23 protein-coding genes are annotated in these 25,311 nt (G+C 69.9%); 9 read left to right on the forward strand and 14 right to left on the reverse strand.

Going from position 1 to position 25,311, the window contains the following annotated elements; genetic code table 11:
• Window positions 1-103 precede the first annotated feature (103 nt).
• Complete coding sequence (locus ABT294_RS46830; protein ID WP_350813001.1) at window positions 104-883, reverse strand: GNAT family N-acetyltransferase; 780 nt, start codon at window positions 881-883, stop codon at window positions 104-106.
• A gap of 319 nt (window positions 884-1,202) precedes the next feature.
• On the opposite strand from ABT294_RS46830, the gene ABT294_RS46835 reads away from it, so the two are divergent.
• Both ABT294_RS46835 and ABT294_RS46840 read left to right on the forward strand, forming a co-directional pair.
• Window positions 1,203-1,862 carry a DUF4328 domain-containing protein gene (locus ABT294_RS46835; RefSeq protein WP_350813002.1) on the forward strand — a complete coding sequence of 220 codons (660 nt, stop codon included), beginning with the start codon at window positions 1,203-1,205 and terminating at the stop codon, window positions 1,860-1,862.
• Between the two features lie 194 nt (window positions 1,863-2,056).
• The gene (locus ABT294_RS46840) at window positions 2,057-3,019 is read left to right on the forward strand and encodes a helix-turn-helix domain-containing protein (protein ID WP_350813003.1); all 963 of its coding nucleotides are present in this window, start codon (window positions 2,057-2,059) and stop codon (window positions 3,017-3,019) included.
• A 101-nt stretch (window positions 3,020-3,120) separates the two neighbouring features.
• On the opposite strand, the gene ABT294_RS46845 is transcribed toward ABT294_RS46840, so the two are convergent.
• Genes ABT294_RS46845 through ABT294_RS46860 form a run of 4 tightly spaced genes read right to left on the reverse strand, consistent with a single transcriptional unit; the run spans window position 3,121 to window position 8,753 of the window.
• Window positions 3,121-5,160, reverse strand: coding sequence for an ABC transporter ATP-binding protein (locus tag ABT294_RS46845; RefSeq protein WP_350813004.1), 2,040 nt, complete (start codon window positions 5,158-5,160; stop codon window positions 3,121-3,123).
• Between the two features lie 14 nt (window positions 5,161-5,174).
• The gene (locus ABT294_RS46850) at window positions 5,175-6,065 is read right to left on the reverse strand and encodes an ABC transporter permease (RefSeq protein WP_350813005.1); all 891 of its coding nucleotides are present in this window, start codon (window positions 6,063-6,065) and stop codon (window positions 5,175-5,177) included.
• Window positions 6,062-7,021: an ABC transporter permease gene (locus tag ABT294_RS46855; RefSeq protein WP_350813006.1), complete on the reverse strand. Its 960-nt coding sequence runs from the start codon at window positions 7,019-7,021 to the stop codon at window positions 6,062-6,064. The genes ABT294_RS46850 and ABT294_RS46855 overlap by 4 nt, the downstream gene beginning before the upstream one ends.
• 4 nt (window positions 7,022-7,025) lie before the next feature.
• On the reverse strand, window positions 7,026-8,753 hold the full coding sequence (locus ABT294_RS46860; RefSeq protein ID WP_350813007.1) for a peptide ABC transporter substrate-binding protein: 1,728 nt from the start codon (window positions 8,751-8,753) through the stop codon (window positions 7,026-7,028).
• A 206-nt stretch (window positions 8,754-8,959) separates the two neighbouring features.
• On the opposite strand from ABT294_RS46860, the gene ABT294_RS46865 reads away from it, so the two are divergent.
• Window positions 8,960-10,084, forward strand: coding sequence for an ROK family transcriptional regulator (locus tag ABT294_RS46865; protein WP_350813008.1), 1,125 nt, complete (start codon window positions 8,960-8,962; stop codon window positions 10,082-10,084).
• Window positions 10,085-10,099: 15 nt separating this feature from the next.
• Window positions 10,100-11,530, forward strand: a complete 1,431-nt coding sequence (locus tag ABT294_RS46870; protein ID WP_350813009.1) for a M81 family metallopeptidase — start codon at window positions 10,100-10,102, stop codon at window positions 11,528-11,530.
• 149 nt (window positions 11,531-11,679) lie between these two features.
• On the opposite strand, the gene ABT294_RS46875 is transcribed toward ABT294_RS46870, so the two are convergent.
• Window positions 11,680-13,308 carry a DHA2 family efflux MFS transporter permease subunit gene (locus ABT294_RS46875; protein ID WP_350813010.1) on the reverse strand — a complete coding sequence of 543 codons (1,629 nt, stop codon included), beginning with the start codon at window positions 13,306-13,308 and terminating at the stop codon, window positions 11,680-11,682.
• Window positions 13,309-13,878: 570 nt separating this feature from the next.
• Window positions 13,879-14,733: a phosphotransferase gene (locus tag ABT294_RS46880; RefSeq protein WP_350813011.1), complete on the reverse strand. Its 855-nt coding sequence runs from the start codon at window positions 14,731-14,733 to the stop codon at window positions 13,879-13,881.
• Window positions 14,734-15,151: 418 nt separating this feature from the next.
• On the opposite strand from ABT294_RS46880, the gene ABT294_RS46890 reads away from it, so the two are divergent.
• Entirely contained in the window at window positions 15,152-16,480 is a 1,329-nt protein-coding gene (locus ABT294_RS46890) for a glycoside hydrolase family 28 protein (protein WP_350813073.1), read from the forward strand.
• A 140-nt stretch (window positions 16,481-16,620) separates the two neighbouring features.
• On the opposite strand, the gene ABT294_RS46895 is transcribed toward ABT294_RS46890, so the two are convergent.
• The 5 genes from ABT294_RS46895 to ABT294_RS46915 form a co-directional block, all read right to left on the reverse strand.
• The gene (locus ABT294_RS46895; RefSeq protein ID WP_350813012.1) at window positions 16,621-16,779 is read right to left on the reverse strand and encodes a hypothetical protein; all 159 of its coding nucleotides are present in this window, start codon (window positions 16,777-16,779) and stop codon (window positions 16,621-16,623) included.
• Window positions 16,760-17,314 carry a class I SAM-dependent methyltransferase gene (locus ABT294_RS46900; RefSeq protein ID WP_350813013.1) on the reverse strand — a complete coding sequence of 185 codons (555 nt, stop codon included), beginning with the start codon at window positions 17,312-17,314 and terminating at the stop codon, window positions 16,760-16,762. Before ABT294_RS46900 ends, ABT294_RS46895 begins: the two co-directional genes overlap by 20 nt.
• A 218-nt stretch (window positions 17,315-17,532) precedes the next feature.
• Window positions 17,533-18,984: a PH domain-containing protein gene (locus ABT294_RS46905; RefSeq protein WP_350813014.1), complete on the reverse strand. Its 1,452-nt coding sequence runs from the start codon at window positions 18,982-18,984 to the stop codon at window positions 17,533-17,535.
• On the reverse strand, window positions 18,981-19,490 hold the full coding sequence (locus tag ABT294_RS46910; RefSeq protein WP_350813015.1) for a PH domain-containing protein: 510 nt from the start codon (window positions 19,488-19,490) through the stop codon (window positions 18,981-18,983). Before ABT294_RS46910 ends, ABT294_RS46905 begins: the two co-directional genes overlap by 4 nt.
• Window positions 19,487-19,996 (reverse strand): hypothetical protein, encoded by a 510-nt coding sequence (locus ABT294_RS46915; protein ID WP_350813016.1) that lies wholly within the window; start codon window positions 19,994-19,996, stop codon window positions 19,487-19,489. Before ABT294_RS46915 ends, ABT294_RS46910 begins: the two co-directional genes overlap by 4 nt.
• A 160-nt stretch (window positions 19,997-20,156) precedes the next feature.
• Here ABT294_RS46915 and ABT294_RS46920 point away from each other — a divergent pair, with 160 nt between their 5' ends.
• Both ABT294_RS46920 and ABT294_RS46925 read left to right on the forward strand, forming a co-directional pair.
• Entirely contained in the window at window positions 20,157-21,350 is a 1,194-nt protein-coding gene (locus tag ABT294_RS46920) for a sensor histidine kinase (RefSeq protein ID WP_350813017.1), read from the forward strand.
• Window positions 21,337-21,969 carry a response regulator gene (locus ABT294_RS46925; RefSeq protein WP_350813018.1) on the forward strand — a complete coding sequence of 211 codons (633 nt, stop codon included), beginning with the start codon at window positions 21,337-21,339 and terminating at the stop codon, window positions 21,967-21,969. Before ABT294_RS46920 ends, ABT294_RS46925 begins: the two co-directional genes overlap by 14 nt.
• 82 nt (window positions 21,970-22,051) lie before the next feature.
• Here ABT294_RS46925 and ABT294_RS46930 read toward each other — a convergent pair whose 3' ends face one another.
• Window positions 22,052-23,071 (reverse strand): helix-turn-helix transcriptional regulator, encoded by a 1,020-nt coding sequence (locus ABT294_RS46930; protein WP_350813019.1) that lies wholly within the window; start codon window positions 23,069-23,071, stop codon window positions 22,052-22,054.
• 264 nt (window positions 23,072-23,335) lie between these two features.
• Between ABT294_RS46930 and nadE the strand changes: the two genes are divergently transcribed.
• Window positions 23,336-24,166: an NAD(+) synthase gene (nadE, locus tag ABT294_RS46935; protein WP_350813020.1), complete on the forward strand. Its 831-nt coding sequence runs from the start codon at window positions 23,336-23,338 to the stop codon at window positions 24,164-24,166.
• Window positions 24,167-24,293: 127 nt separating this feature from the next.
• Here the strand turns inward: nadE and ABT294_RS46940 are convergent, their stop codons facing one another.
• Window positions 24,294-24,674: a winged helix-turn-helix transcriptional regulator gene (locus ABT294_RS46940; protein ID WP_350813021.1), complete on the reverse strand. Its 381-nt coding sequence runs from the start codon at window positions 24,672-24,674 to the stop codon at window positions 24,294-24,296.
• A 141-nt stretch (window positions 24,675-24,815) separates the two neighbouring features.
• On the opposite strand from ABT294_RS46940, the gene ABT294_RS46945 reads away from it, so the two are divergent.
• A complete protein-coding gene (locus ABT294_RS46945) occupies window positions 24,816-25,223 on the forward strand; it encodes a RidA family protein (RefSeq protein WP_350813022.1) in 408 nt (135 codons plus the stop codon).
• Window positions 25,224-25,311: the final 88 nt, after the last annotated feature.

Genomic DNA, 25,311 nt, shown 5'->3' on the forward strand with positions numbered 1-25,311 from the left:
GCCCTGACCAGCAGCACGTCGCGGGCCGTCTCCGTGCCGAACGAGGTACGGAACGGCGCCACCAGGGGCATCGCGATCCGGCGCAGCTCAACTCCAGTGATCTTCACGCCGCCTCCAAGGTGCGCTTTTCGACAATGTAGTACTTCTTTCTGTGGAATCCCGTGACGGTGCGGCCTTCGGCCAGCAGCCCGCCCAGGACGTCCCGCATGGCGTGCCGCCACGCCTTGGCCGCTCCGGGATCGGACCTGCGCGACGCCTCGATGTCCTCGGGCACCGCCACGAGCACGGTCTCGCCGTCATCGGGCCTGACGGCCGGCCGCCCGTCCTCGTCCTCCAGCACCACCACCGCGCCCGTGGGCACCCGGCCGGCAGGCGGCTCCCGCCGCACCCGAGCCTTCACGTGCGGCGCGGACAGCGTCCAGACGGTGAGCAACCGGTCGGACTCGTCGCCCTGGTTGATCGCGTCGTCCATGACCCCGTAGAAGGCGGGCAGGTACTCGCGCGGCCGGGCTCCCAGCTTGGCCAGGTTGAAGTGCGCGTTGCGGCGCACCAGCGGGTCGTAGGTCCACGTGACGCGCTTCAGCCCGCGTTCCAGCGCCCACTCGCGCTGGTGCAGCTTGAGCGCGAAACCGATGCCGCGCCCGATGGCGGCCCCGGTGACGTGCGAGTGCAGCGTGGCGTCCGCTGCGAGGAAGGCCACCGACCCGCCGACAAGCCTGCCGTCGTCGAAGGCGCCGACCACGTAGTTGCCCGCGTGCGACAGCGCCCGCATCAGCTCCACCGTGACCGGCCGGCCGTCCGGCCCGAAGTGCCAGATGTCCTCGAACAGCGCGAGGACGTGCTCGAACTCCACGATCTCGCGCAGCTCCCTGATCGCGATCAACGGTCCTCCGGGGGGTGCTCGGGTGTCACCGCGACCGTATGCCACGGCGTGGCCGCCCCGATTCGTGCCGGCTCACCAAGAGCGGCCCCGTCTTCGTCGCGCAGCCCTACCGGCAGGAGGGCCGGACCCGTCCGACGTTCGCCGATGGCCGTCCCGATGCCGAAATGATCACGAAAGCGTGCCAGGTCGGGGACTCTCTTCCGTCCCGCTTGCCGGCCTGGCCATACTGGCGGGCCGTCATCAGCCCCCCGTTGCGAAGGTGTGCACCATGTACTCGCCGCCGTTACCACCGCTACCGCCGTTACGTCCGATACGCGGCATGGCCAACGTCGCTCTCGGCGCGCTGGCCCTCGACTGCCTCGTGGGCGTCGCCGCCGCCGTGATCGACCTGCGGGAAGTAGCGATCATCAACCGCGTCATCAACGACCCCGAATCCGTCAGCGACGCGGAGATCGACACGAGCGACACGATCTACGCCGCGTCAGGCATGGTGGAGACGGCGGTCTTCGTCGTGGCCGGCGTGGCGTTCCTGCTCTGGCTGTTCCGGGTCAGGGCGAACGCCGAGTTGCTGGCGCCCCAGGGGCACCGGCACCCCAAGTTCTGGCTGATCCTCGGCTGGGGAGTGCCCATCATCGCCTTCTGGTTCCCCAAGCAGATCGTCGACGACATCTGGGGCGCCTCCCAACGAGGCGGCGCCGACCGGCCATCCCGCTCCGGCCTGATCACCGCCTGGTGGGCGGCCTGGCTGATCAGCTCCTTGGTGTCCAGGGTGGTCGGCAGCCTGTTGCGCTGGGCCGACGACCTGGAAGGCATGGTCACCGCGGCCCAGTTCGACCTGGTGAGCATCGCGTTGTGGTTCGTCACCGCGGCGCTGGCGGCCGGGGTGATCCTCCGCATCACCAGCGCGCAGGAGCTGCGGCGGTTCGCCCCGTCGGCGAGCCCGCCCGCTGATCGCGGGTACTCCTCGGCGAGCAGCTGACCCGCCGCGGCGGAGCCGCCAGTGAGGGCGGCCGGCACGTCACGGGCTGCGCCGGATGATGTCGGTGGCCAGGACGATGCATCATGGACACCGGCACCGGTCTCCCTACAATGGCCAGGTGAACCACACGTTCCGGTGTTCGCCACCTCGGCCCCGACCATGGCGGAGATCCTCGACCGGGTCTCCCGAATGACGTGCTGAGCGCCGCCGGGCTGAGCGCCGAGGAGGAGGCCGCCTACCGGATCCTGGTCAGAACCGCCGGGGTCGAGCCCGCCGAGCTGGCACAAGAGCTCGGCATCGAGAGCGAGGCGGCGCGACGGGCGCTCGGCTCCCTGCTCGCCACGGGCCTGGCGCGAGCCGTCCCAGGAGAGCCCGACAGGTTCATCGCCGTCGCGCCCGACGTGGCGCTCGCGGCCCGGCTGCACAGGCGGCAGGAGGAGCTGGACCGGGCCAGGCAGGCCGTGGAGCAGCTCAGAGAGGAGTACCTGGCCCATTCACGGCGCCGCGAGGCCGCCGAGCTGATTGACGTGATCACCAGCAGGACGGCCCTGCGCGAGCAGTTGCGCCTGCTGCAGGACAACGCCCGCCACGAGGTCGTCAGCCTCTGCCGGGCCGGGCACGTGGCGATGTCCTCGCAGGAGAACACCGAGGAACTGGCCGCGCTCCGACGCGGGGTGGGCTACCGCGTCCTGTACGAACGCGCCCTGCTTGAGGAGCCAGGCATGCTGGTCAACCTCGCCGACGGGATCAAGCTGGGTGAGCAGGCGCGTGCCCTGCCCACCCTGCCGGTGCGGATGTTCATCGCCGACGGCGAGCTGGGCGTCCTCCCGCTGATCCAGCACGCCGGTGGGCTGACCCAGCTCACCGCGGCGCTGATCAGGCCGAGCAGCCTGCTGGACGCGCTCAAGGCGCTGTTCGAGAGCCTCTGGGAGCGGGCCACCCCCGTCAGTCACACCACGCCGGGCAGCCCGCTCGACTCCGACCACCTCTACCTGCTCTCGCTGCTGGTGGCGGGCGTGCCGGACAAGTCGATCGCCACGCAGCTGAAGGTGTCGCACCGGACCGTCCAGCGCCGGATCACCCACCTGATGGAGCAGGCCGGCGCCCAGACCAGAATGCAGCTGGCCTGGCACGCCGCCCGCGAGAACTGGCTGTGACGGTCAGTACGCTCTGATCACCGTCTGCCTAGGTGACCGGGCGGTGTCCGGCGTGCGCGAGCGTCACGTGCCGGAGGCGGGCTCGGGCACGTGACGGCGCGTTAGACGGCGGGTTGGACGGCGGCTTCCTGGCGGAGGGGGAAGTGGCAGGCGACCTGGTGGATGCCGCCCTGGAGCGGGGGTTCCGTGGCGCAGATGTCCTGGGCCACGGGGCAGCGGGTGCGGAAGCGGCAGCCGGTGGGCGGGTTGACGGCGCTGGGGAGTTCGCCGCGGATGGCCGTGCTCGGGGCGGGCGAGTGCGCAGGGTCCGGCGAGGGGACGGCGTCGATGAGCGCCTGGGTGTAAGGGTGGCGCGCGGCGCGGACCACCTCGCGGGCGGGCCCGACCTCGACCAGCTTGCCGAGGTACATCACGCCGATCCGGTCGGCCATGTAGTCGACCACCGACAGGTCGTGGCTGATGAACACGTACGACAGGCCGAGCTCGGTCTGCAGATCGCGCATGAGGTTGAGCACCTGCGCCTGGATGGACACGTCCAGCGCGCTGACCGGCTCGTCGGCCACGATGAGCCGGGGTTCCAGCGCCAGCGACCTGGCCAGCCCGATGCGCTGCAACTGCCCGCCGGAGAACTCGTGCGGGTAGCGTTCCAGCGCCCGCCGCGACAGCCCGACCTGGTCAAGCAGCTGGCTGATGCGGTTGCGGCGAGCCACGGAGTCGCCGACCTGCTGGATCTCCAGCGGTTCGGAGAGGATGGCGTCGATGCGCATGCGCGGGTTCATGGCCGCGTAGCTGTCCTGGAACATCAGCTGCACCTCGCGGTGCATGCGGTGGCGGGCGCGCCGGTCGAGGGCGGCGATGTCGGTGCCGTCGACGACGATCTGGCCGCCGGTGGGCGTCTCAAGCCCGGCGACCAGGCGGCCGACGGTGGACTTGCCGCAGCCGGACTCGCCCACGATGCCGAGCGTCTCGCCGGCCTTGACGTCGAAGGACACCCCGGCCACGGCCGAGACCCGGCCCGGGCTCCTGCCGAAGCCGTCACCGCCGGCCTCGTACTCCTTGACCAGTTCCCGCACTGACAGGATCGTGCCGGCCTTGTCGGTCACGACCCGAGGGGCCTCGGCCGAACCGGCGATCGTGACGGCCTCGGTGACGGGGTGCAGACAGGCGAACTGGTGCGCCTCCGCGGCATCGACGGCACTGCGGGCCTCGGCGGCAGCGGCGACGTCGGTGATGAGCCGGACGTCGGTGGTGCGGCATTCGTCGGTGGCGAAGCGGCAGCGCGGCGCGAAGCGGCATCCGGTCAGCGGCCGCGACAGGTCCGGCGGCAGCCCGGGAATGCTGTAGAGCCGCCCGTCGGCCGCCGACTCCGGCAGCGCGTTCATGAGCGCCTGGGTGTAGCGGTGGCGCGGCGAGCGGAACAGCTCGGCCGTGCCGGCCGTTTCCACCACCCGCCCGGCGTACATGACGGCGACCCGGTCGGCGCGGCTGGCGATCACTCCGAGGTCGTGGGTGACCAGGATGACCGCCATCTTGAACTCCTCGCGCAGGTCGTCGATGAGTTCGAGGATCTGGCGCTGGGTGGTGACGTCCAGTGCGGTGGTCGGCTCGTCGGCGATGAGCAGGCGCGGGGAGCGGATGAGCGCCATGGCGATGACCACGCGCTGGCGCATGCCGCCCGACAGCTGGTGCGGGTAGTTGTCGACGATTTTGTCGGGACGGGGCATGCCGACCCGACGCAGGATCTCGATGGCCCGCTCACGCGCCTCGGCCTTGCTCAGGCCCTGGTGCACGCGCAGGGGTTCGGCGACCTGGGCGCCGATGCGCATGGTGGGGTTGAGGGAGGTGAGCGGGTCCTGGAAGACCATGCCCATCTCCACGCCCCGCACCCGGCGCAGCTCTTCGGCGGGCAGCGAGCGCAGGTCGCGCCCGTCGAAGAGGATCTGCCCACCGACGACCTGGCCGCCGGGCGGCAGCAGCCCCATGATCGACAGTACGGTCATGGTCTTGCCGCTGCCCGACTCGCCCACGATGCCGAGCGTTTCGCCCTGTCGTACCTCCAGGTTGACCTGGTCGAGGGCGTGCACGGTGCCGCGCCGCAGCGCGATGTCGGTGTTGAGGTCGACAAGCCGCAACAAGCTCATTCGTATCGCTCCTGCTAGCGCCGCCGGAGGCGGACCTCGAAGACGTCCCTCAGCCCGTCGCCGATGAAGTTGAAGGCGAGCACGATGAGGATGATGGCGATTCCCGGCGGATACAGCAGCCACCAGTGGCCGCTGAAGGTGTCGGACAGCCCGTCGGAGAGCATGCCGCCCCAGTTGGCCGCGGGCGGCGGCACGCCCAAGCCCAGGAAGGACAGGTAGGCCACGTACAGGATCGCGTCGGCGATCTGGAAGGTGGCGTTGACGATCACGGTGCCGATCGCGTTGGGGATGATGTGCCTGCGTACGGCGCGTCCGCCGGTGCCGCCCATGCCGCGCATGGCCATGACGTACTCGCGGGTGCGCAGCGTGAGCGCCTCGCCGCGGACCAGGCGGGCCGGGCCGAGCCAGGCGAAGGCGCCGATGATGACGATGAGCATCGGCACGGTCGGCGTGACGATCGAGGCCATGAGCATGAACAGGAACAACGCCGGGATCGACATCATGGCGTCGACCACGCGCATCATGACCGCGTCCGCCCAGCCGCCGGCGAATCCGGCGATGGCGCCCCACACGGTGCCGACGACGGTGGCCAGCAGTCCGGCGGCCAGGCCGACCACGATGGAGGTCTGGCCGCCCACCATCAGGCGGCCGAGCTGGTCGTAGCCGACGCCGTCGGTGCCGAGCGGGTGGCCTGCCGTACCGGGGGACAGGAAGACCTTGGCCAGGTCGGTGTGCACCTGGTCGGTGTGGTAGAAGATCGGCCCGAGGAAGGAGAAGGCGGCCAGCAGGACGAAGATGGCCACGCCGACCAGGGCGAGCCGGTTCTCGCAGAACACCTCCAGGCCCTGGCGCCACATGGCGCGGACCGGTGCTTCGTCTTCCTGTACGGAGGTCGTGGTGGTCATGAGCGGCCCGCCTTGAGTCGCACGCGCGGGTCGACCGCGGCGTAGAGCACGTCGGCCACCAGCGCGCCGAGCACGGTGGCCACCGAGATCAGCAGCGTGACGCCGAGCAGGATCGGATAGTCGCGCTTGAGCGCCGACTGCCAGAACAGCAACCCCATGCCCGGGTAGTTGAACAGCCGCTCCACCACCAGGGCGCCGGAGAACAGCGCGGGCAGGTACATGCCGAGCAGGGTGATGATGGGGAACAGGCCGTTGCGCAGCGTGTGCCCGACAATCACCCGGCCCTCCGACAGGCCCTTGCTGCGGGCGGTGCGCACGTAGTTCTCGTTCAGGTTGTCGACCATGGACGAGCGCACGTAGCGGGAGTAGACCGCAACGGTGAGGATGGCCAGCGTGAGAGTGGGCAGCACCAATCCGGCCGGTTCGCCCAGCACCTCGGCCAGGGTGAAGCCCTGCGGCGCCTCGGGCGGCAGGATCGGCCAGACCTGCGAGAACAGGATGATCATCATGAGGCCCATGAAGAAGATCGGTGTGGCGTAGGCCAGCAGGGAGGCGGCGTTGATGGTGTAGTCGGGCCACTTGTTGCGGCGTACGGCCTGCACCACGCCCAGGGGGATGGCCACCACGACCGCCAGCAGGGTCGAGGCCAGCGACAGCAGCATGGTCTTGGGCAGGCGCTGGCCGATGGCCTCGGCCACCGACTGGTTGAGCTGGAAGGAGTAACCCAGATCGCCGCGGACCAGCCGCTGCAGGTACAGCGCGTACTGTTCCCACAGCGGCCGGTCGTATCCCATCTCGTGGTTGAAGGCGGCGATCTGTTCCAGCGTCGCTTCCTTGCCCAAGATCGCCCGCGCCGCGCCGCCTGGCAGGAAGTGCAGGATCACGAACGTGATCAGCGTCACCAGGATCACGATGACCAGGGCCTGGCCCAGGCGCATCAGGAGGTAGCGGGCCACCGGGTCAGCTCTTCCAGGACCAGTCTTGGAAGTACATCAGGTTCATCGGGTCCTGCGGGTCGACGCCCTGCAGACCTGACTTGTAGGCCGAGATCTGGTAGACGGGGTTGGGCATCCACAGCACCGGCAGGTCCTTGGCCAGGAAGTCGTTGTACTCCTGAAGGGCGCCGGCGTCGGCGGAGAACTGCGCCTTGTCGATGAGCTTGTCGGCCTCGGCGTTGGAGTAGCTGCCGAGGTTGACGGGAGCGTCGGTCTGGAACAGGCGCTCGCCGGAGGCGAAGGCCGGGTAGTACCAGCTGCCCTGGGAGCCGAAGTAGGACATGTCCCACGAGCACTTGGCGTCGGAGGGCTTGCAGGCCGGGGTGACCGCGACCGAGTCGGGCACCTCCTTGATGGCCAGCTGGATGCCGAGCTTGGCCATCTGCGACTTGATCTCGGCGAACATCTTGGACGTGGCGGTGAAGCCGGACTGGCTGGTGACGGTGAAGCTCAGCGGCGTGCCCGCGGCGATGCCGTCACCGCACTTGGCGGCGTCCTGGCAGGTGGTCTGCCCGTCGGGGACGACCTTCCAGCCGTTGGCCTCCAGCAGCTGCTTGGCCTTGGCCGGGTCGAAGCCGTAGGCGCAACCCTGGCCGGCGGGGGCGCCGGGCTTGGCCGGGACGGGGCCGCAGGTGGGGGCGGCCATGTCGGACCAGATGACCTTGCTGATGGTCGGCTGGTCGATGAGCATCTGCAGCGCCTGGCGCAGGTAGGGCTGCTTGAACAGCACGCCCGTCTTGGGGTTGTTGAAGTTGAGCGGCAGGTAGGTGATCGACCACCCGTACCAGGGGGAGATCTTGTAGTCCTTGGACTCCAGGTACGCCTTCTGCGACAGGTTGGCCGGCGGGATGTAGCCATAGTCGATCTGGCCGGCGCGCAGCACGTTGAACTCGGCGTCGTCGCCGGTGAACGGCCGCAGCACGATCTTGTTCAGCTTGGGCTTGTCGCTGCCGGAGTAGGTGTCCTGCTTGGCCAGGACGACCTCGCCGTTGGGGACGTAACTTGCCAGCTTCCACGGGCCGCTGTTGGTCTTCCACAGCGGGTTGGTGGCGTAGGACTTGGGGTCCTTGGCGGCGTCGGTCAGCTCGGTGAAGGTCTGCTTGGCGTCGCCCTTGTCCCAGGCGTGCTGGGGGATCGGGACGATGCGGTTGAGCTGGTTGTCGGCGAACCAGGCGGTGTTGTAGGCCTTCTTGGTGGTGAAGGAGAAGGTCTTGTCGTCCTTGACCTTGAACTCGGCGATGTTGTCGGGGAACCCGCCGGGCTTGTAGGAGGCCCACTTGTCCTTGTTGGCGGTGACCAGGTCCCACCAGAACTGGATGTCCTTGGTGGTGATGGGCTTGCCGTCGGACCAGGTGTTGTCCTTGAGCGTGATGGTCAGCGTCTTGCCGCCGTCGCTGACGGCCGGCGGCTGGGCCAGCGAGCGCTCGGTGTCGATGTTGTCGGCGCTGGCGCCATCGAGCTTGTAGGCGTACAGCTTGCGGTACAGGGCGGTGGAGAAGATCTCGTTCTCGCCCTGGGTGAAGCCAGGGGCCGAGATCGGCAGGATCCAGTTGGGCGTACGGAAGGCCACCGTGACGGTGTCCTTGCCTTGGGCGCCGCCTTGTTGCGAACTGCTTCCGGCGCCGCCGCTGCAGGCGGTCAGGCCGAGCCCGAGGGCGGCCAGGCCGCTCACGATGCGGATTCTCGTCCCCATGGTTCTCCTCGTCGAACGTGCGCGTGCCCTTCTGGGGGCCGCTCAGCGGGAGAATGTATAGATGGGTTTGCAGGAAGTCAATCGGAAAAATCCACTTTGTTCACCGGACTTAGTTCGGTATAGGGTCTGCGGTCGAGACATCTTTCGATGATCTTCGTCGCGCTCGATGATGGGCTCCTGCACCGGGCTCATCAGGGAGGAGAGGCATGTCGGATCCCGCCACCCTGCGCGAGCAGGCGCTCAGCCTTCTGGCGAGCGGCAAGGCCACCTCCCGCGCGGACTTGGTGGAGATCCTGCAGGTCGCCCCCTCGACGGTGTCCACGGTGGTGCGCCGCCTGCTGGAGGACGGCGCCGTCCTGGAGGAGGGCGTCGGCCGGTCCACCGGCGGGCGCCGGCCCAGGATCCTGCGCCTGCGCGACGCGGGCGGCGTCTACGCCGTGGCCGAGCTGGGCGCCAGCCATGTCCGCGTCGGGCTGTGCTCACCGAGCGGGCGGCTGCTGGCGGCCGAGGAGACCGCCATCGACATAGGAGCAGGCCCCGCCAGGATCTTCGACGAAGTGAGCGAGGCCTTCGACCGCATCAGGACCGCCAAGGCGCCCGGCCAGAGTCTGCTGGCCGTCGGCGTGGCGCTGCCGGGGCCGGTGGACTTCCCGCACGGCCGGCTCATCGGCCCGGCCCGCATGCCCGGCTGGAGCGGCTACGACGTGCAGACCGACCTGCGCGCCCGCTTCCAGGTCGGCGTGGTCGTCGACAACGACGCCAAGGCCGCGGCGGTCGGCGAGCACGCCACCCGCCGCGAGGCCGGCGACATGATCTACGTCAAGGCCGGCACCGGCATCGGCGCCTGCCTCGTCTCCGGCGGCCAGGTCTACCGCGGCGGGCGCGGCCTGAGCGGCGACGTCACCCACGTGCGGGTGGCCGACAGCGGCGAGCGCGAGTGCTCCTGCGGCAGCCGCGGCTGCCTGGAGACCGTCGCCAGCGGCGCCGCGCTGGCCCGCCAGCTGGCCGAGCGCGGCCTCGCCGTGGCCAGCACCCGCGACGTCGTCGCCGCCACCGAGAACGCCGACCCGGCCGTGGTCACCCTGGTGCGCCAGGCGGGCCGCCTGCTGGGTGTGGCGCTGTCGGGCCTGGTCAACTTCCTCAACCCCGACAGCATCGTCATCGGCGGCTCGCTGTCGAGCCTGGACGTCTACGTGGCGGCCGCCAAGGGCATGCTCTACGAACGCTGCCTGCCGTCGCTGACCCAGTCCCTGTCCATCGAAGCCAGCCTGGCCGGCCCGGACGCGGCCCTGATCGGGCTCGGCCAGCTGGTGCGCGCATCAACCGCCTGAAGGAGCTCTGCCATCGTGTCCCGCCCCCTCCGCGTCGCCATCGGCGGCATCCACATCGAGTCCAGCACCTTCTCGCCGCACCTGAGCGGCGTCGCCGACTTCGACGTCACCCGTGGTCAGGCCCTGCTCGACAGGTACGGCTGGCTGAACGAGGCGTGGGCGGCCGAGGTGGAGTGGGTGCCGCTGGTGCACGCCCGCGCCCTGCCCGGCGGCGCGGTCGAGACGGCCGCCTACGACGCCTGGAAGGCCGAGATCGTCGACGGCCTGGCGCAGGGCTCCTTCGACGGGATGCTGCTGGACATCCACGGCGCGATGAGCGTGGTCGGCCGCCAGGACGCCGAGGGTGACCTGATCACCGCCATCCGCCAGGTGATCGGGGCCGAACCGCTGGTGTCGACGGCGATGGACCTGCACGGCAACGTCTCCCGCACCCTGTTCGACGGCTGCGACCTGCTGACCTGCTACCGCACCGCGCCGCACGTGGACGTGTGGGAGACCCGCGAGCGCGCCGCCCGCAACCTCATCGACGCGCTGCGCCAAGGCGAGCGGCCGCACAAGAGGCTGGTGCACGTGCCGATCCTGCTGCCCGGCGAGATGACCAGCACCCGCATCGAACCCGCCAAGAGCCTGTACGCCCGCATCCCCGCCATCGAGGCCCGGCCGGGCGTGATCGACGCGGCCATCTGGATCGGCTTCGCCTGGGCCGACGAGCCGCGCTGCATGGGCGCGGTCGTGGCCACCGGCACCGACGCCGCCGCCACCGACCAGGCCGCGCACGAGCTCGGCCAGGCGTTCTGGCAGGCGCGCGAGGACTTCGCGTTCGTGGCGCCCACGGGCTCGATGGACGAATGCCTGGACGCGGCGCTGAAGGACGGCGCGGCCCGCCCGTACTTCATCAGCGACTCCGGCGACAACCCGGGCGCAGGCGGCGCCGACGACGTCACCTATGCGCTGGCCCGGATGCTGGACAGGCCCGAGATCCGCGACGGGTCGGTGCGCGCGGTGTTCGCCTCGCTGTTCGACCCCGAGGCCGTGGCGCGCATCGGGCACCTGCCGGTCGGCTCTCCGGTCAGCGTGCCCGCAGGCGGCCGCATCGACACCCGCGAGCCGGGTCCGCTGCTGCTGGAGGGCACACTGGAGGCGCTGGCCGACGACCCCGACGGCGGCCGGGTGGCCAGCGTCCGCGTCGGCGGGCTGAGCGTGTTCCTGACCTCGCGCCGCATGCAGTACCGCCTGCTGGAGTCCTACCGCCGCCTCGGCGTGGACGTCGCCGACACCGACGTGGTCACCGTCAAGATCGGCTACCTGGAGCCCGAGCTGTTCGAGGCCGCCGCCGACTGGATGCTCGCGCTCACGCCCGGCGGCGTCGACCAGGACCTGCAGCGCCTGCCGTACCAGAACCTCACGCGGCCGATCTTCCCCCTGGACCGGGACTTCACCCTCTGACAGCGTTCCGTGCGCGAGCGGCGCCTCTGACCGAATGCGACGCGCCGTCGCAGCCGGCGCACAAACCCGCGAGGGCGAACTCGACCTCGCGGGCTCCTCGGCTGACATGAACGGGCGCGGTGTGGTGCCGCGCCCGTTCATGGTGGTGCTCAGTCTTGTGCTGTGGTTTCGGCTCTATGGGCGGTGCTGGGCCGGGCGGTGTCGTTCTCGCGGTGCGTGCTGAAGAGGAAGCAGAAGAGGGTGGCGACGACGAGGACCCCTGCGGAGGCCAGGAGAGCGGTCTGCATGGCGTCGACGAAACCGGCCGCGAAGGCCTCGTGGCCGAGGCGTTCGAACAGGGCGGTGTTCGCAGGTGTCAGGCCGTCCGGGGGTGTGGGCGGGCTGAACTGCTGTGCGCCGGCGGTGGTGTTCTCGATGAACTGGGCGCCCAGGTTTGCGGGTAGGTGAGTGGCCTGTGTCGCCGCCTCGTCGTGGAGCGCCGAACTGAGGCTGGCCGACAGGATGGCGCCCAGGACGGCCGTGCCGAGAACTCCGCCGATCTGACGAGTGGTGCTGGAGACACCGGAGGCGGCGCCGGCGAGCCGGGGATCGACGCCGTCCATGGTGGCCTGCTGTAGCGGCGCGAAGGTCGCTCCGCCGGCGATGCCGATGATGATCAGGCCGGGCAGCAGGTGCCAGGCGCTGCTGTGCGGGCCTGTCATCAGGACCAGGACCAAGAGTCCGGCGGCGAGCAGGGTCATGCCCGCCATGAGGATGTATTTGCCGCCGATCTTGTCGGACAGCCGACCGGCGTAGGCCGACCCGATCGCGGTGAGGACGGCGTTGGGCAGCAGGACCAGTCCGGTCTGCAGCGGCGAGTATCCGCGCGCCATCTGCAGATAGAGGACGAGCACGAAGGCGATGCCGATCATGCCGAGCTGGAAGAGGAACCCGATCCAGTTGCCGACAGCGAAGTTGCGTCCGGTGAACAGGCTCAACGGCGTCAGCGGTTCGCCGCGCTGGAGGTGCTGCCAGACGACGAACAGTCCCAGCAGCACGACACCGGCGATGATGATCGAGGTGATGCTGATCGGCCCGGTGATCGTTCCCCAGTCGTAGCGTTCTCCTTCGATCAGGCCGAAGACGATGCCGCTCACTCCCGTGGTGGCCAGGGCCACGCCGATCAGGTCGAGCCTGTGGGTGCGTCCGGAGCGCATGGCAGGGGCGAAGATCAGGGCCAGAACGGCGGTGACCACACCGATGGGGACGTTGATGAAGAAGATCCAGCGCCAGCCGAGGTGGGCGAGGACGAATCCCCCGATGACCGGGCCCACGATCGGGGCGAATCCCACGATCGCGCCGAAGACGCCGAAGGCCCGGCCGCGCATCCGCGGCGGGAAGATCGTCAGGATCGACGAGATCACCTGGGGGAACAGCAGCGCTCCGCCCAGTCCCTGCAGCACTCGCGCGGCCAGTAGCTGTGCCGGGGAGCCGGCGAGGCCGCACAGGGCCGAGGCGACGGTGAAGACGGAGATGCCGCTCAGGAACAGGCGCCGGTATCCGAAGATGTCCCCGAGCCGTCCCGTGCTGATCAGCAGCACCGAGAAGACGAGCATGTAGGCGTCGACGACCCACAACACCTGGTCGTACGAGGCGTCGAGGCTGTGGATCAGTGTCGGGATGGCGATGTTGACGATGGTTCCGTCCAGCAACGACATGAAGAAGCCGATGCAGAGGATGCCGAGAACCAGCCACGGCCGTTGCGTGACCGGTGGCTCGGCGGACTTGTCTTGCAGCACTGCGGTGACCTCCCTGGTGACGCGGCGACCGGTCGTGAGCTGAGAACCGGGCACGCCGCACGCACACCCATGAACTCGAAGCTCCAACCACCGGACGCGCAGCGCGTGACTCTGCCTGATGGCGAGAACAGAACAACGCGACATGGCGCAAGCGACGCGAGAAGGTGCGCTAACGCCGGATCACGGTTTCAGAGCGGATCCTCGGCACGGTGCGGAGGACCAGAACGCCGGGCACCTGGTGAGGAAGAAGAGCGACCAAGCGCTCCTTCGCCAGAGGGCAATCCGGCTCGCCGAACTGTCACCACCATCACAGAGCACCTTTTTCAGGATGTGATGTGTGACTCCCACCTTCCCCGGGTCATCGGGACCCGTAGAAGCTGGTTGGCGAGGCATGAGCCCAACGGTGAGAGATCGTCTGAACCTTAACACAGAGTGTGTGAGGCGATTCGAACGTGCTGCTCTGCGCGCCTGAACGCGAAGGGAGCAGCGCTCCGGGCGGGCTCTGTCGCGCGAGCAGATCGCCACGTTGTCCGACCTCAAGTGTCGGTGCGGACCGACCCGCCTGGCAGGCTAGGGCTGCTGCGGGCCGGCGTCGTGTTCCAGCCAGGCGACGATGTGCCGCACATAGCTGTCTACGTGCGCCAGGGGCCTGCCGTCGAGCGCCGCGACCAGATGCGTGACGCCGAACGTCCGATCCCAGACCTGGGCGCGTCGGTAGGTGGCGTCGTCGACGGCTGCACGGAGGTTGTCCCAGCCGTGTACCCATCCCACGGTGGCGGCGTCGACCGCCGGGTCGAACAGATGGGCCCGATCCCAGTCCAGGACGCCGATCAGCTCGCCGTCCGCACTCCAGTGGATGTTCTCTCCGCCGAGATCACCGTGCACGAGGCAGTCCTGGACCGGTTCCAGGGCGAGCGCGGCTTCGAGGCGCCGCCGGCCTTCGTCGCGCCACTTGCCGGGCAGGCGCGGGATGACCTCTTCGGCCAGGATGTCGGCCCAGTGATGGCCGTCGGTGTAGGTACGCGGTGCGCCCAGTACGGCTCGCAACTCCGGGGTGATGGCAAGCTCTCGCAGAGCCCCGAGAAGCTCGCCGATCCGCACCGGATCGCCTACTCCATCGGGCAGCCCGGCGCCGTCGAGCCATGAGACGGCGACCGCGGCGCGCTCGCCGAACATCATCACCGGCGTCAGCGGCTCAGGCACCGCGAACGGCAGCCCGGCCGCCGCGATCACTCGCAGCAGTTCGGTCCGCTGTGGCAGCTCCGCCGTCCCCAACGGGCGTTGGCTGACCCGCACCGCCGCGACCCCTGGTAGCAGGACGACATCGTGGATGCCGCCGCGGGCGAACCGTGCCGCTTTCAGGGAGGTTCCCGGCATGAGGGCCTCGGCTATCTCCAGCAACTCGCCAGGTACCCGGTCGCTCACTGAGATCCTCTTTCTTCGGCCGGCCCAGGGACGGGGCCGCGCGCCGACGGCCGCCAGGGCGGCGCTCGGCGCCTGGCGTTCCCAGGCACGCCGAGCGGGATCGGCGTGCCCCGGTGGTACAGGGTAGCGACGCCGCCGGCTGCGCGTGGGCACCGTGCCCAGGCGTCGTGAAGGGGGCTTGGCGGTGCGCGGAAGCCGGGCGAAGAGTTCCGGGCGGTGGCCGACGTCACGGTCAAGCGGGGCCGGCGATGCGCCGCACCGGCACTCACAGGGATCTTCTTTAACATCGGCGAGTTCTGTTTTAAGCTCCAGAGATCCGATGTATTCGTACCCCCGGGTGGTGACCATGCCATCACGACGATCCCTTCTGAAGACTGGCGGAGTACTCGCCGCCGCCGTTCTCGTCCCCGGAACGGCCGTGGCTCAGGCAGCACCCGAGTCGGCAGACCCGTGGCACCAGGTACCGAAGATCCTGCGAAAGATCCGACCCCCGCGCTTCCCTGACAAGTGGTGGGACGTCACACAGTTCGGAGCGGCCGGAGACGGCACCACCGACTGCACCGCCGCGTTCAAGGCGGCGATAGCCGCGTGCCACGAGGCGGGCGGCGGGCACGTCATGGTGCCGTCGGGACGGTTCCTCACGGGCGCCATCCACCTGCTCAGCCACGTCGACCTGCACGTCACCGAGGGCGGCGTGATCGCCTTCAGCACCGATCCGAACGCCTACCTCCCGGTCGTCCTCACCCGCTGGGAAGGCGTCGAGTGCTACAACTACTCGCCCTTCATCTACGCCTACGGTCAGCGCGACATCGCCGTCACCGGCAAGGGCACGCTCGACGGCCAGGCGAGGAAGGGGCCGTGGGAGAGCTGGTACGCCAACGGCGGCCCGCAGGGAGCCGACCAGCGGGCCCTGCGCAAGATGGGCGACGATGACGTGCCAGTGGAGCAGCGCGTGTTCGGCGCGGGCCACTACCTGCGCCCCGCCATGGTCCAGTTCGTGAAATGTCAGAACATCCTGGTCAGCGACGTCACGATCCTCGAGCCGGCCATGTGGACGGTCAACCCGGTCCTGTCGACCAACGTCACCGTGAGCGGCATCACCGTGGTCAGCACGCTGTACAACACCGATGGCTGCGACCCTGAGGCGTCGTCCTACGTGCACATCCGCGGTTGCCGGTTCAACACGAACGACGACTGCGTGGCGGTCAAGTCGGGGCGCGACGCCGACGGCCGCAGGGTGGGCGTGCCCAGCGAGAACATCGTCGTCCAGGACTGCTCCTTCTCCGGACGCTGGGGCGGCATCACGGTGGGCAGCGAGATGTCGGGCGGCGTCCGCAACGTCTTCGCCGAGCGCTGCGTGATCAATTCGCCGGACTTCCCCGGCAACTATCCGGTGAAATATCCGGTCTACATCAAGGCCAGCAAGAAGCGCGGCAGCTTCGTGGAGGGCGTGTACGTCCGCACGTTCACCGGCCAGGACGTGGACCGCGAGATCGTCTTCGTCAACCTGGCCTACGCGAGCAACGAGGGTGGCACGCTGCCCGTGTCGGTGCGCGACATCCGGCTGGAGAAGTGCAGGATCGACGGCGCCGACGCGGTGCTCAACCTCGTCGGGCTGGAGAGCGACCACCTGGTCGGTGTGCATCTGGAGAAGTGCCTGTTCACCGGCGTCACCGGCCCCGACAAGATCGCGTTCACCGACGACCTGACGATGCGGCACGTCTTCGTCAACGGGGTCGAGCGATGAAGCGCGTCCTCGCGGCCCTGGTCCAGCTCATGACCGCCGGGGTCGCGCTTCCGGCACGGGCCGAGGCGGGCCAGATCCGCGGACGGACCGTCCTCTCCGACAGCGACGCCGTGATCGCCGCCGCGAAGCCGTACCTGCGGTCAAGGGCGCGCAAGCTTGACGGCGACGAAGGACGGCGCCCGACGCAGCCTGTTGTAAGCCGCCTCGTTGACCTCTCGCAGGCCGGCCACCGGGCGCGGCTCGATGAGTCGCTCCAGGACGAATCCAGCGGCCAGCAGCTCACCCAGGAACGTCTCCAACGGCATCCGCTGGAAACGGATCGAGAACGGGCTGCCGTTCAGGGGAGTTCGACCCAGTCGTCGGCGTAGTACGAGCCGCCGAAGTGGCGCCAGTCGGCTGCCGGATGGGTCGTCGAGACCAGGAGCCGGCCCCGGGCCGCAGCACCCGGCGCAGCTCGCCCAGCAACTGCGCGCGACGGGTGACGTGGTGCAACACCAGCGCGCACACGACTCCGTCGAACGACGCGTCGCCGGCGAAGTCCAGTGGCTCCTCCAGATCGTGCAGAAGGAGCTTGGCCCGCCTACCCGCACGCGCCCGCGCGTGATCCAGCAGCGTGGCACTGCCGTCGACACCCACCACCTCGGCACCACGCGCCAGCAGCTCGGCCGCGTAGTGCCCGGCTCCGCAGCCGACATCGAGGATCTTCGCACCGGCGACGTCACCGACGAGGTCCAGCATCGCGGGCCGATCGGTGTAGGCGTTGTACGGGCTGATGTCGGCGTGCTCGGCGAAGTAGTCTCCGAGCACGCCGTGGTAGGCGGTCTCCGGGAGCATCTACCCATCAGGGCAGCGGTCGTGAGCGGCGCGCAGGCATGACACCAGCACAAGGTGACGACTCCGGCGTGGTGCGGCTTGTCGAGGGTGCGCCGGGCGACGCGCTCGTCGGGGTGCTGCTCGGCGATCTCCGTCTCGAACGCGCGCCTGACCCCGGCGAGTGGTGCGGTTCCAGTAGCCGGCGAGGAAGACCGGTTTAGAAATCTACATTGTAAAGGTCACTCGCGGACGAGGAAGCGGGTGAGCAGTCCGGGCACCGCTTCCTCGGCGAACCGGAGCCCTGCGGAGACGGGCACGTCCCTGACCTTGTAGCAGCCGTCGCCGGCGGCAGTGGTGGCGCCCAGGGTGACCAGCCCGTGGCGGCGCTGGAAGGGCGAGCGGGAGATGCTCCACCCGATGATCCCGTCCCGCTGGAGGACGGCCGTGCGGCGGTCGAGGACGCCGGCCCTGGCGACCAGGTGACGGCCCTGGATGCCGTGGCCGAGGGCACGGTAGGCGTCCCAGGCCAGGGCGACCGCGGCCGGCAGCAGGACGAGCGCCGTGATCCAGGCGGCGGGCCACAGGCCGAGGCACAGGAGCGGCGCGATGATCAGCGCGACGACGACCAGCGCCCCGTTGACCCTCCTGCGCAGAGCGATGCGGGGGTGCGGCCTGAGCGCTGCCGGAGCAGGCTCCTGGATCGCGGCGACGACCCGGAGAGCCTCGGCGCGTGGCCCCGGAGGGGAGAGCAAGCGGCGGCGGCGGTTCTCGTCGCGGTCGCCGAGACCGCTGGCGATGGCGTTCAGACGGGCGCCGCCGGTCCAGCGCATCAGCATCGGCTCGGAGATCTCGACGCCGCGCAGGTGCCGCCCTTCGATGGTGACGGATCGGGAGACCAGCAGGCCTCGCCGTACGTGGAGGTCGCCGTCGCCTTCGCGGTCGAGACGGTAACCGTACCAGCCTTCGACGAAGGCGGCTGTGGAGACCGCCGCCCCGGCCGCGGCGATGACGAGCACGGCGGACAGGACGCCGAACCAGAGGGGGACCGCGCCGAACCGGATCACGACATCCTTGACGATGCCCAGGTCGAGAGGGTCGATCCGCATCTCGCGCAGCGTGCGCCAGAGGGTGCCGGCGGCGGCGAAGACGCTGCCGATGCCCCAGACGCTGAGCGGCGCGTAGCGCAGCCAGGCCCAGTCCAGCTCGGCGACGGGATCGTCGGCGGCGGGCGCCGCGTGTCGCCCGGAGCCGCGGCGGTCGAGGATCTGCCGCCGCAGCGTGGCGGCCTGCTGCCTGCTGATGCCGTTCAGCGACAGGTCACGGCCGGAGCCGGTGCCGATGCGCAGCGAGGTGAGCCCGAAGACCCGGTGCACCGGGTTGGCGTCGAGGTCGACGGTGCGGACGCGATTGACCGGGATCGTGCGGTGGCTGCGGAAGAGCAGCCCCGAGCGGAACTCGACCTGTTCGGGCGTGACGCGGTAGCGGGTGGTGATCAGCCGCATCAGGCCGATCCCGGTGACGGCGAGGATGGCCAGAAGGAGCGAGCCGAGAGAGATGATCGCCTGCAGGTCGAGGTCGCCGCCGGTCACCAGGAGCGTGCCGGCGAGCAGGGCCACGGGAGCGGCGAGCACGCTCAGGTTGACCAGGAGCAGGCGGGCGTCGAGCCGGAGCCAGCCGGCGGTACTGCTCATGTGGCGTCTCCCGGCGTGACGTGGACATGCGCGGCGAGGTACTCGGCCACCTCGACGGCGACCCGGTGGTCCAGCCCCTTGATCTGCACGTGGCCGGCGGCGGACGCGGTGGTCACGGTGATCCCGGAGAGTCCGAAGAGCTGCTGGAGCGGCCCGCGCAGGGTGTCCACGGTCTGGACGCGCGACAGCGGCACGACACGCCACCGCTGCCAGAGCCAGCCCGAGGTCGTGTAGACCGCCTCTTCGGTGATCTCCCAGCGGTGGACGCGGTGGCGCCAGGCAGGCATGACCGCCATGTAGGCGAGGCCGGGCGCCAGGCAGGCGAGGAAGAGCGGGCCGAAGACCGGCCGGGCGGGCGGGATGCACAGGTACAGCACCCCGAAGGTGATGGGGAGGGGCAGTGCGAACAGTGTCGACTGGAGGGTCCACCAGCTGATGGCCCGCCTGTCGAGCTGGTTGCGCGGCGGTCGCAGCCGTACGTCGTCCGTGCGCGGCACCGTGGTCACCCGGCCTCTCGGACGAGACGGCGGCGCTTGGCCATCAGCACCCCGGTCCGGGCCAGCACCATGGCGACCGCCATGAAGACGAAGGTGTTGGCGTAGACGTCCTGCCCGCTGAGCTGGTAGTTGATGCTGAAGCGGACGATGTCCGGGCCGAACCAGTGCTCGGAGCCGTAGGCGAAGACGACCCGCGCGGCGGAGAGCAGCGTCCACAGGAGCGCGTAGCCGACGCCGCCGACGGTGAAGATGTGGCCGGACTCCTCCCGGTGGGCAGGCAGGAGCGTCCCGCCGATCAGCCCGCAGATGAGTCCGAGGCCGATGCCCGCGAGTTGCAGCAGGGGGTCGTTGCCGTCCAGGGGGAGTGACCGGACGAAGAACGCGACCACGACGACGACCGCGAGAACCGAGCGGAGAATCCGCCAGGTGGTGAGGCGGCGGGTGCCGAGATCGGTCGCCAGGATGATGGTCAGGATCGCGCCGCTGGCGATGAGGGCGGTCCAGAACGGGCTCATGCGTTGCTGTCCTTAGCGTTGCTTGTGCTTCTGATCCGCAACGCTAGGGATCGGAGCGGTGCCGGGAGGACAACTGATCGGCGACTTCCTTTGTCCACCGATCGGCTGACAAAAGGCGAAGTGGTAGGGTCTGGCCCGGTTCGCCAAGCCCGGGGGAGACGTGTCGAGAACGCCATGGTTCGGCCTTTGGGACACCTACTTCGCGGTCTCCTACGTCGTCACCACCATGCTGCTGTTCACGTCCGGCAGCGAGCCGCCTCACCGGGTCGTCGCGCTGGCCGCGCTGACCCTCGTGGTGCCCTGGTACGCGGCGCTCGGCCGCGGCCTGATGCTCCAGAGGACCTACGGGCGCAGGAACGTCGTCTTCGCCATCGGGCTCTTCCTGCTGTTCACCGTGGCCGCGGCGGCCGACCTGCAAGCCTCCTACGCCCTGTTCGCCGTGGTCCCGCTGCTGATGATGAGCCTGTCGACGCCCGCGGCCATCGCCGTCGTCCTGCTGGCGAACCTGGTGCCTGTGACGGTGGTGTGGTTGCGCGGCGGCCGGCTCGATCGCGAAGTCCTCGACGTGCTGCCCATCCCGCTGCTGGGCATCGCGTTCTCCGTCCTCCTCGGGCTGTGGATCATCCGGGTCATGCGGCAGAGCAGGGAGCGCGCCGAACTGATCGAGGAGCTGCGCACGAACCGGGAGCGCGTGGCCCGGCTGTCGCGCGAGGCGGGCGTCTCCGCCGAACGCGAGCGGCTGTCCAGGGAGATCCACGACACGCTCGCGCAGGGCCTGACGAGCATCATCAGCCTGGTGGAGGCCGCTGAGTCCGACGTCACGGCCGCACCCGACCGCGCCCGCTCCCACCTCGGCGTGGCCGGGCGGGTGGCGAGGGAGAGCCTGGCGGAGGCCAGGGAGTTCGTCGCCGCGCTGGCGCCGCCCGCGCTGCGCGAGAGCTCGCTCACCCAGGCCGTACGGCGGCAGGTCGACGGCCTGAGCGCGCAGACCGCGCTGACCGCACGGCTGACCGTCGAGGGCCCGGAGCAGGCGCTGCCGATGGCGGTCAGCGTCGTCCTGCTCCGCTCACTGCAGGAGGCCATCGCCAACGTGCGCAAGCACGCGGAGACGGCGCGCCACGTCGAGGTGGTCCTGGCCTACGGCGGCGACACCGTACGACTCCTGGTCCGCGACGACGGGCCGGGCTTCGCCGCACACGACGACAGGCACGGCTTCGGGTTGCGCGGCATGCGGACCCGGGCGCTGGAAGTCGGCGGGACGGCGACCGTCGACAGCAGCCCAGGACAAGGCGCCACCATCGAGGTCACCGTGCCGGTGCCGGAAAGCGGAGAGGCAGCCGATGAGCATCGATGACACGATCGGCGTCCTGCTGGTCGACGACCACCCGGTCGTGCGGGAGGGCCTGAGCTCCATCCTGGAGTCGGCCGACGGGATCACCGTCGTCGGTCAGGCCGGATCCGGGGAGGAAGCCATCGTCCTCGCCGGAGCGCTCACCCCCGACATCGTCCTGCTGGACCTGCGGATGGGCGGCATGGACGGAGCCGAGGCGACCGGCCACATCATGCGGCAGTCGCCGGGCACCAAGGTCGTCATCGTCACGACGTACGACAGCGACACGGACATCCTGCGCGCCGTGGAGGCGGGCGCGGCCGGCTACCTCCTCAAGGGCAGCTCCCGGGCCGAGCTGATCGCGGCGGTCCACGCCGCCGCCCGCGGCGAGACCGTGCTGACCCCGTCGCTGGCGCCCAAACTCTTCCAGGCCCGCGCCAAGGAGCCGCCGCCCCTCACGGAGCGGGAGCGCGAGGTGCTCCAGCTCGTCAGCCGGGGACTCACCAACGCCGACATCGGCCGGCGCCTGTTCATCAGCGAGGCCACGGTCAAGACCTACCTCATGCGCACCTTCAAGAAGCTGTCCGTCTCCGACCGCACGGCCGCCGTGATCACCGCCCTCGAACAGGGCCTGCTGCCGTGACGACGCCGCCCATCAGCGCGTAGGCCGCTGAACGACCCTGGAGGCCTGGCCGACCGCCGGGTCTGCCAGGCCCGCGCGCTGCTCATCCGCCCTGACCATGGGCGACGGTGAGCGCGGTGGGTCCGTCGGTCGCCGCGTCGGCGTAGCGGCGGGCCAGGCGCGCGAAGGCGTCTTTGAGTTCGGTCGGCCCGACGACCTCGATGTCGGCGTCGAACCTGCCGATGGTGGCGGCCAGGCCGGGCCATGACCACGAGCCCAGGACGAGCCGGCAGCGGTCCGGGCCGAGTTCCTCGACGAGTCCCTCGCGGGTGTAGCGGGAGACGACGGCGGCGGGGAGGTCGAGGATCACCTCGCCGCGGCAGGGCCAGCCGGCGGAGCCGTCGGAGCCCTGGAACCTGCTGGTCACGAAGGCGGTCACGTTCCCTCCGGGCAGTTCACGCGGGGTGAAGCGGGGCCCTGTGGGGATGCGCGGGGAGATCCGGTCGGCGCGGAAGGTGCGCCAGTCGTCGCGGTCGAGGTCCCAGGCGACGAGGTACCAGCGTCCGCCCCAGGTGACGAGGTGGTGAGGCTGCACCCGGCGCGGCGGGGTCCGCACGCCGTCGTCTGTTGGGGATGCGGGCGTGTAGTCGAAGCGCAGCACTTCGCGGGCGTGGACGGCGGTGCTCAGCGTCATGAGCACGCCGCTGTCGACCTGCGGGTTCGGTCGGGTCGCGGGCCGTTCGACGGCGGTGACCTGGAGGGTGTCGATGCGGTGGCGCAGCCGCGCGGGCATGACCTGCCGGACGGTGTTCAGCGCGCGCGCCGCGGCTTCCTCAATGCCGGCGCCGGTGGTGGCGGCGATCTGGAGGGCGACGGCGAGGGCGACGGCCTGCTCGTCGTCGAACAGCAACGGGGGCAGTTCCGTGCCGGCGCCGAGCCGGTACCCCCCGTCGGGGCCTTTGCTGGCCACGATGGGGTAGCCGAGCTCGCGCAGGCGGTCGACATCGCGGCGCACGGTGCGTGAGCTGACGTCCAGCCGCTCGGCCAGCAGCGCCCCCGGCCAGTCCCGGCGCGCCTGGAGCAGCGAGAGCAGCGACAGCAGTCGCGCTGAGGTCTTCGGCATGACTCCCATATTGCCCTGAGAAGCGGTCACACCCTGGCCGCTTCCCCCGCGACTGTTGCCTCGTGCCAGGCAACGAGAACGGCCGGAAGGACCCGATCACCGTGACCGCCACGACCACGCCCCCTCCACTCCCGGCGCCGAGCGGGCCGACCTGCTCGCCGAACTCGCCCTTCCTCTAGAGTGCTTCCGTCCCTTTATGCGCGTCTGTGGCCCCGGCCCGGCGGCGCGTGCCGACCTGCCGACGGGCCCGACCGAGGAGCGACCGTGACCGACCTGGCGTCCATATCCCTGCAGCAGGAGATCGCCCGGGATCTCCAGGTGAGCGCGTCCTTCGACGTACAGCAGGAGATCGAGCGCCGGGTGGCCTTCCTCGCCGACCAGCTGACCTCCACGGGGCTGCGCTCGTTGGTGCTGGGCATCAGCGGCGGTGTGGACTCCATGACCGCGGGCCGGCTGTGCCAGCTCGCGGTCGAGCGGGTCCGTGCCGCCGGGCGGGAATCGACGTTCTTCGCGATGCGGCTACCGTACGGCGCCCAGGCTGACGAGAAGGACGCGCAGCTGGCGCTGGAGTTCATCCGGCCCGACCGGGTCCTGACCGTCGATGTGAAGTCCGCCAGCGACGCCGCGCTGGAGGCGGTGCTGGCCAGCGGCATGCTCTTCCGCGACGCGCATCACCAGGACTTCGTGCACGGCAACATCAAGGCCCGGCAGCGCATGATTGCTCAGTACGCGGTGGCGGGCGCGCACGAAGGCCTGGTGGTGGGCACCGACCACGCTGCCGAGGCGGTCTCCGGCTTCTTCACCAAGTTCGGCGATGGCGCGGCCGATGTGGTTCCGCTCACCGGCCTCACCAAGCGGCGCGTACGGGCCATGTCGCAGGCTCTGGGCGCGCCGTCCGCGCTGATTCGGAAGACCCCGACCGCAGACCTGGAGACACTGAACCCGGGCAGGCCCGACGAGGAGGCGCTCGGCGTCACCTACGACGACATCGACGACCTCCTGGAAGGCAAGCCGGTCGATGAGGCCGCCTTCGTGGCCATGGTCCGCCGCTACCGGCTCACCGAGCACAAGCGACAGCTGCCGATCGCCCCCTGAGCTGGTCCCGCCGCCGGCCGGGGCAGGGCATCGAGGCGCGGCGGCCGCGTCCGTGCTGGCCGCCGTGGGCCCCGACCGGTGTCCACGAGTGAGCCCGGCCGATGGCTTCGCGTGCGCGCTCCACCCGTCAGGCGTCGAAGTGGCGGCGGGAGGCCTCGATGTGACCGAGGTACCGGTGGGTCCAGTCGCACATTCCATCGACCGTCTCTCGTAGGGCTTGGCCCGCCTCGGTGAGGGTGTAGTCGACCCGCGGCGGCACGATGGGGTGCACGCTCCGCTCGACCAGGCCGTTGCGCTCCAGCATGCGCAGGTTCTGGGTGAGCATCTTGTGGCTGATGCCCTCGATCTCATTGCGCAACTCGCTGAAGCGCAGGGTGTGTTCACCGAGAGCCTCGATGATCAGGAGCGCCCACTTGTTGGCGACGTCCGAGAAGATTTCCCGCGCCAACGAGTCCGCCCGTGTCAGGTCTGCTTCGTCGGGCGAGCCCCTGAACTGCTTGGTCACCATGAGGTTCCCCAGTCACTGAAAAGTGCGTTCTTCCATGTCAGCGCACACTCTCCTACAGTTTCTGAGTAACCACAAGAGACTACGAGCGTCTTGGTTCGGTGGAAGCGAGCCCACGGCTCTCATGACAAGGAGGCAGGCAGCATGGCCATCACCCTGGTGAACCCCAGCGGATTGCCGAAAATCGACGCCTACCGGCAGGTGTCGGTCGCGACTGGGTCGAAGCTGGTCTTCATCGCCGGGCAGGTCGCCTGGGATGCCGATGGGATCACCGTCGGCGAAGGTGACCTCGCCGCTCAGGTTGAGCAGTGCTACCTCAACATCGGCACCGCCCTGGCCGAGGTCGGTGGTTCCTTCGACGACGTGGCGAAACTGACCGTCTACGTCGTCGACTGGACCCCGGACAAGATGCCCCTGTTCCTGGAGGGGGTTGCTCGGGCGGCGGCGAAGCTGGGGGTCACCCCGGTGCCGCCGGGCACGCTGGTGGGCGTTGCGGCACTGGACGTACCCGACCATCTGGTCGAGATCGAAGCCACCGCGATCATCGACTGAACAGGCGTCCCGCATCTGCCGGACCTTCGTGGGCATCTGGCGGGCGGCGTCACGAACGCGGCCTGGAAGGGCAGAAGCTGCCGCCCGG

This window comes from Nonomuraea sp. NPDC000554 (genome assembly GCF_040300065.1).
In the GTDB taxonomy this organism is placed as follows: Bacteria; Actinomycetota; Actinomycetes; order Streptosporangiales; family Streptosporangiaceae; genus Nonomuraea.

Bases quoted from the DNA above. Each gene is read 5' to 3' on its own strand.
- ABT294_RS46930 (WP_350813019.1), bottom strand. From the start codon at position 23,071: ATGCCGAAGACCTCAGCGCGACTGCTGTCGCTGCTCTCGCTGCTCCAG.
- ABT294_RS46945 (WP_350813022.1), top strand. From the start codon at position 24,816: ATGGCCATCACCCTGGTGAACCCCAGCGGATTGCCGAAAATCGACGCC.
- ABT294_RS46850 (WP_350813005.1), bottom strand. From the start codon at position 6,065: ATGACCACCACGACCTCCGTACAGGAAGACGAAGCACCGGTCCGCGCC.
- ABT294_RS46905 (WP_350813014.1), bottom strand. From the start codon at position 18,984: ATGAGCAGTACCGCCGGCTGGCTCCGGCTCGACGCCCGCCTGCTCCTG.
- ABT294_RS46860 (WP_350813007.1), bottom strand. From the start codon at position 8,753: ATGGGGACGAGAATCCGCATCGTGAGCGGCCTGGCCGCCCTCGGGCTC.
- ABT294_RS46845 (WP_350813004.1), bottom strand. From the start codon at position 5,160: ATGAGCTTGTTGCGGCTTGTCGACCTCAACACCGACATCGCGCTGCGG.
- ABT294_RS46940 (WP_350813021.1), bottom strand. From the start codon at position 24,674: ATGGTGACCAAGCAGTTCAGGGGCTCGCCCGACGAAGCAGACCTGACA.
- ABT294_RS46900 (WP_350813013.1), bottom strand. From the start codon at position 17,314: ATGCTCCCGGAGACCGCCTACCACGGCGTGCTCGGAGACTACTTCGCC.
- ABT294_RS46835 (WP_350813002.1), top strand. From the start codon at position 1,203: ATGGCCAACGTCGCTCTCGGCGCGCTGGCCCTCGACTGCCTCGTGGGC.
- ABT294_RS46865 (WP_350813008.1), top strand. From the start codon at position 8,960: ATGTCGGATCCCGCCACCCTGCGCGAGCAGGCGCTCAGCCTTCTGGCG.
- ABT294_RS46915 (WP_350813016.1), bottom strand. From the start codon at position 19,996: ATGAGCCCGTTCTGGACCGCCCTCATCGCCAGCGGCGCGATCCTGACC.
- ABT294_RS46925 (WP_350813018.1), top strand. From the start codon at position 21,337: ATGAGCATCGATGACACGATCGGCGTCCTGCTGGTCGACGACCACCCG.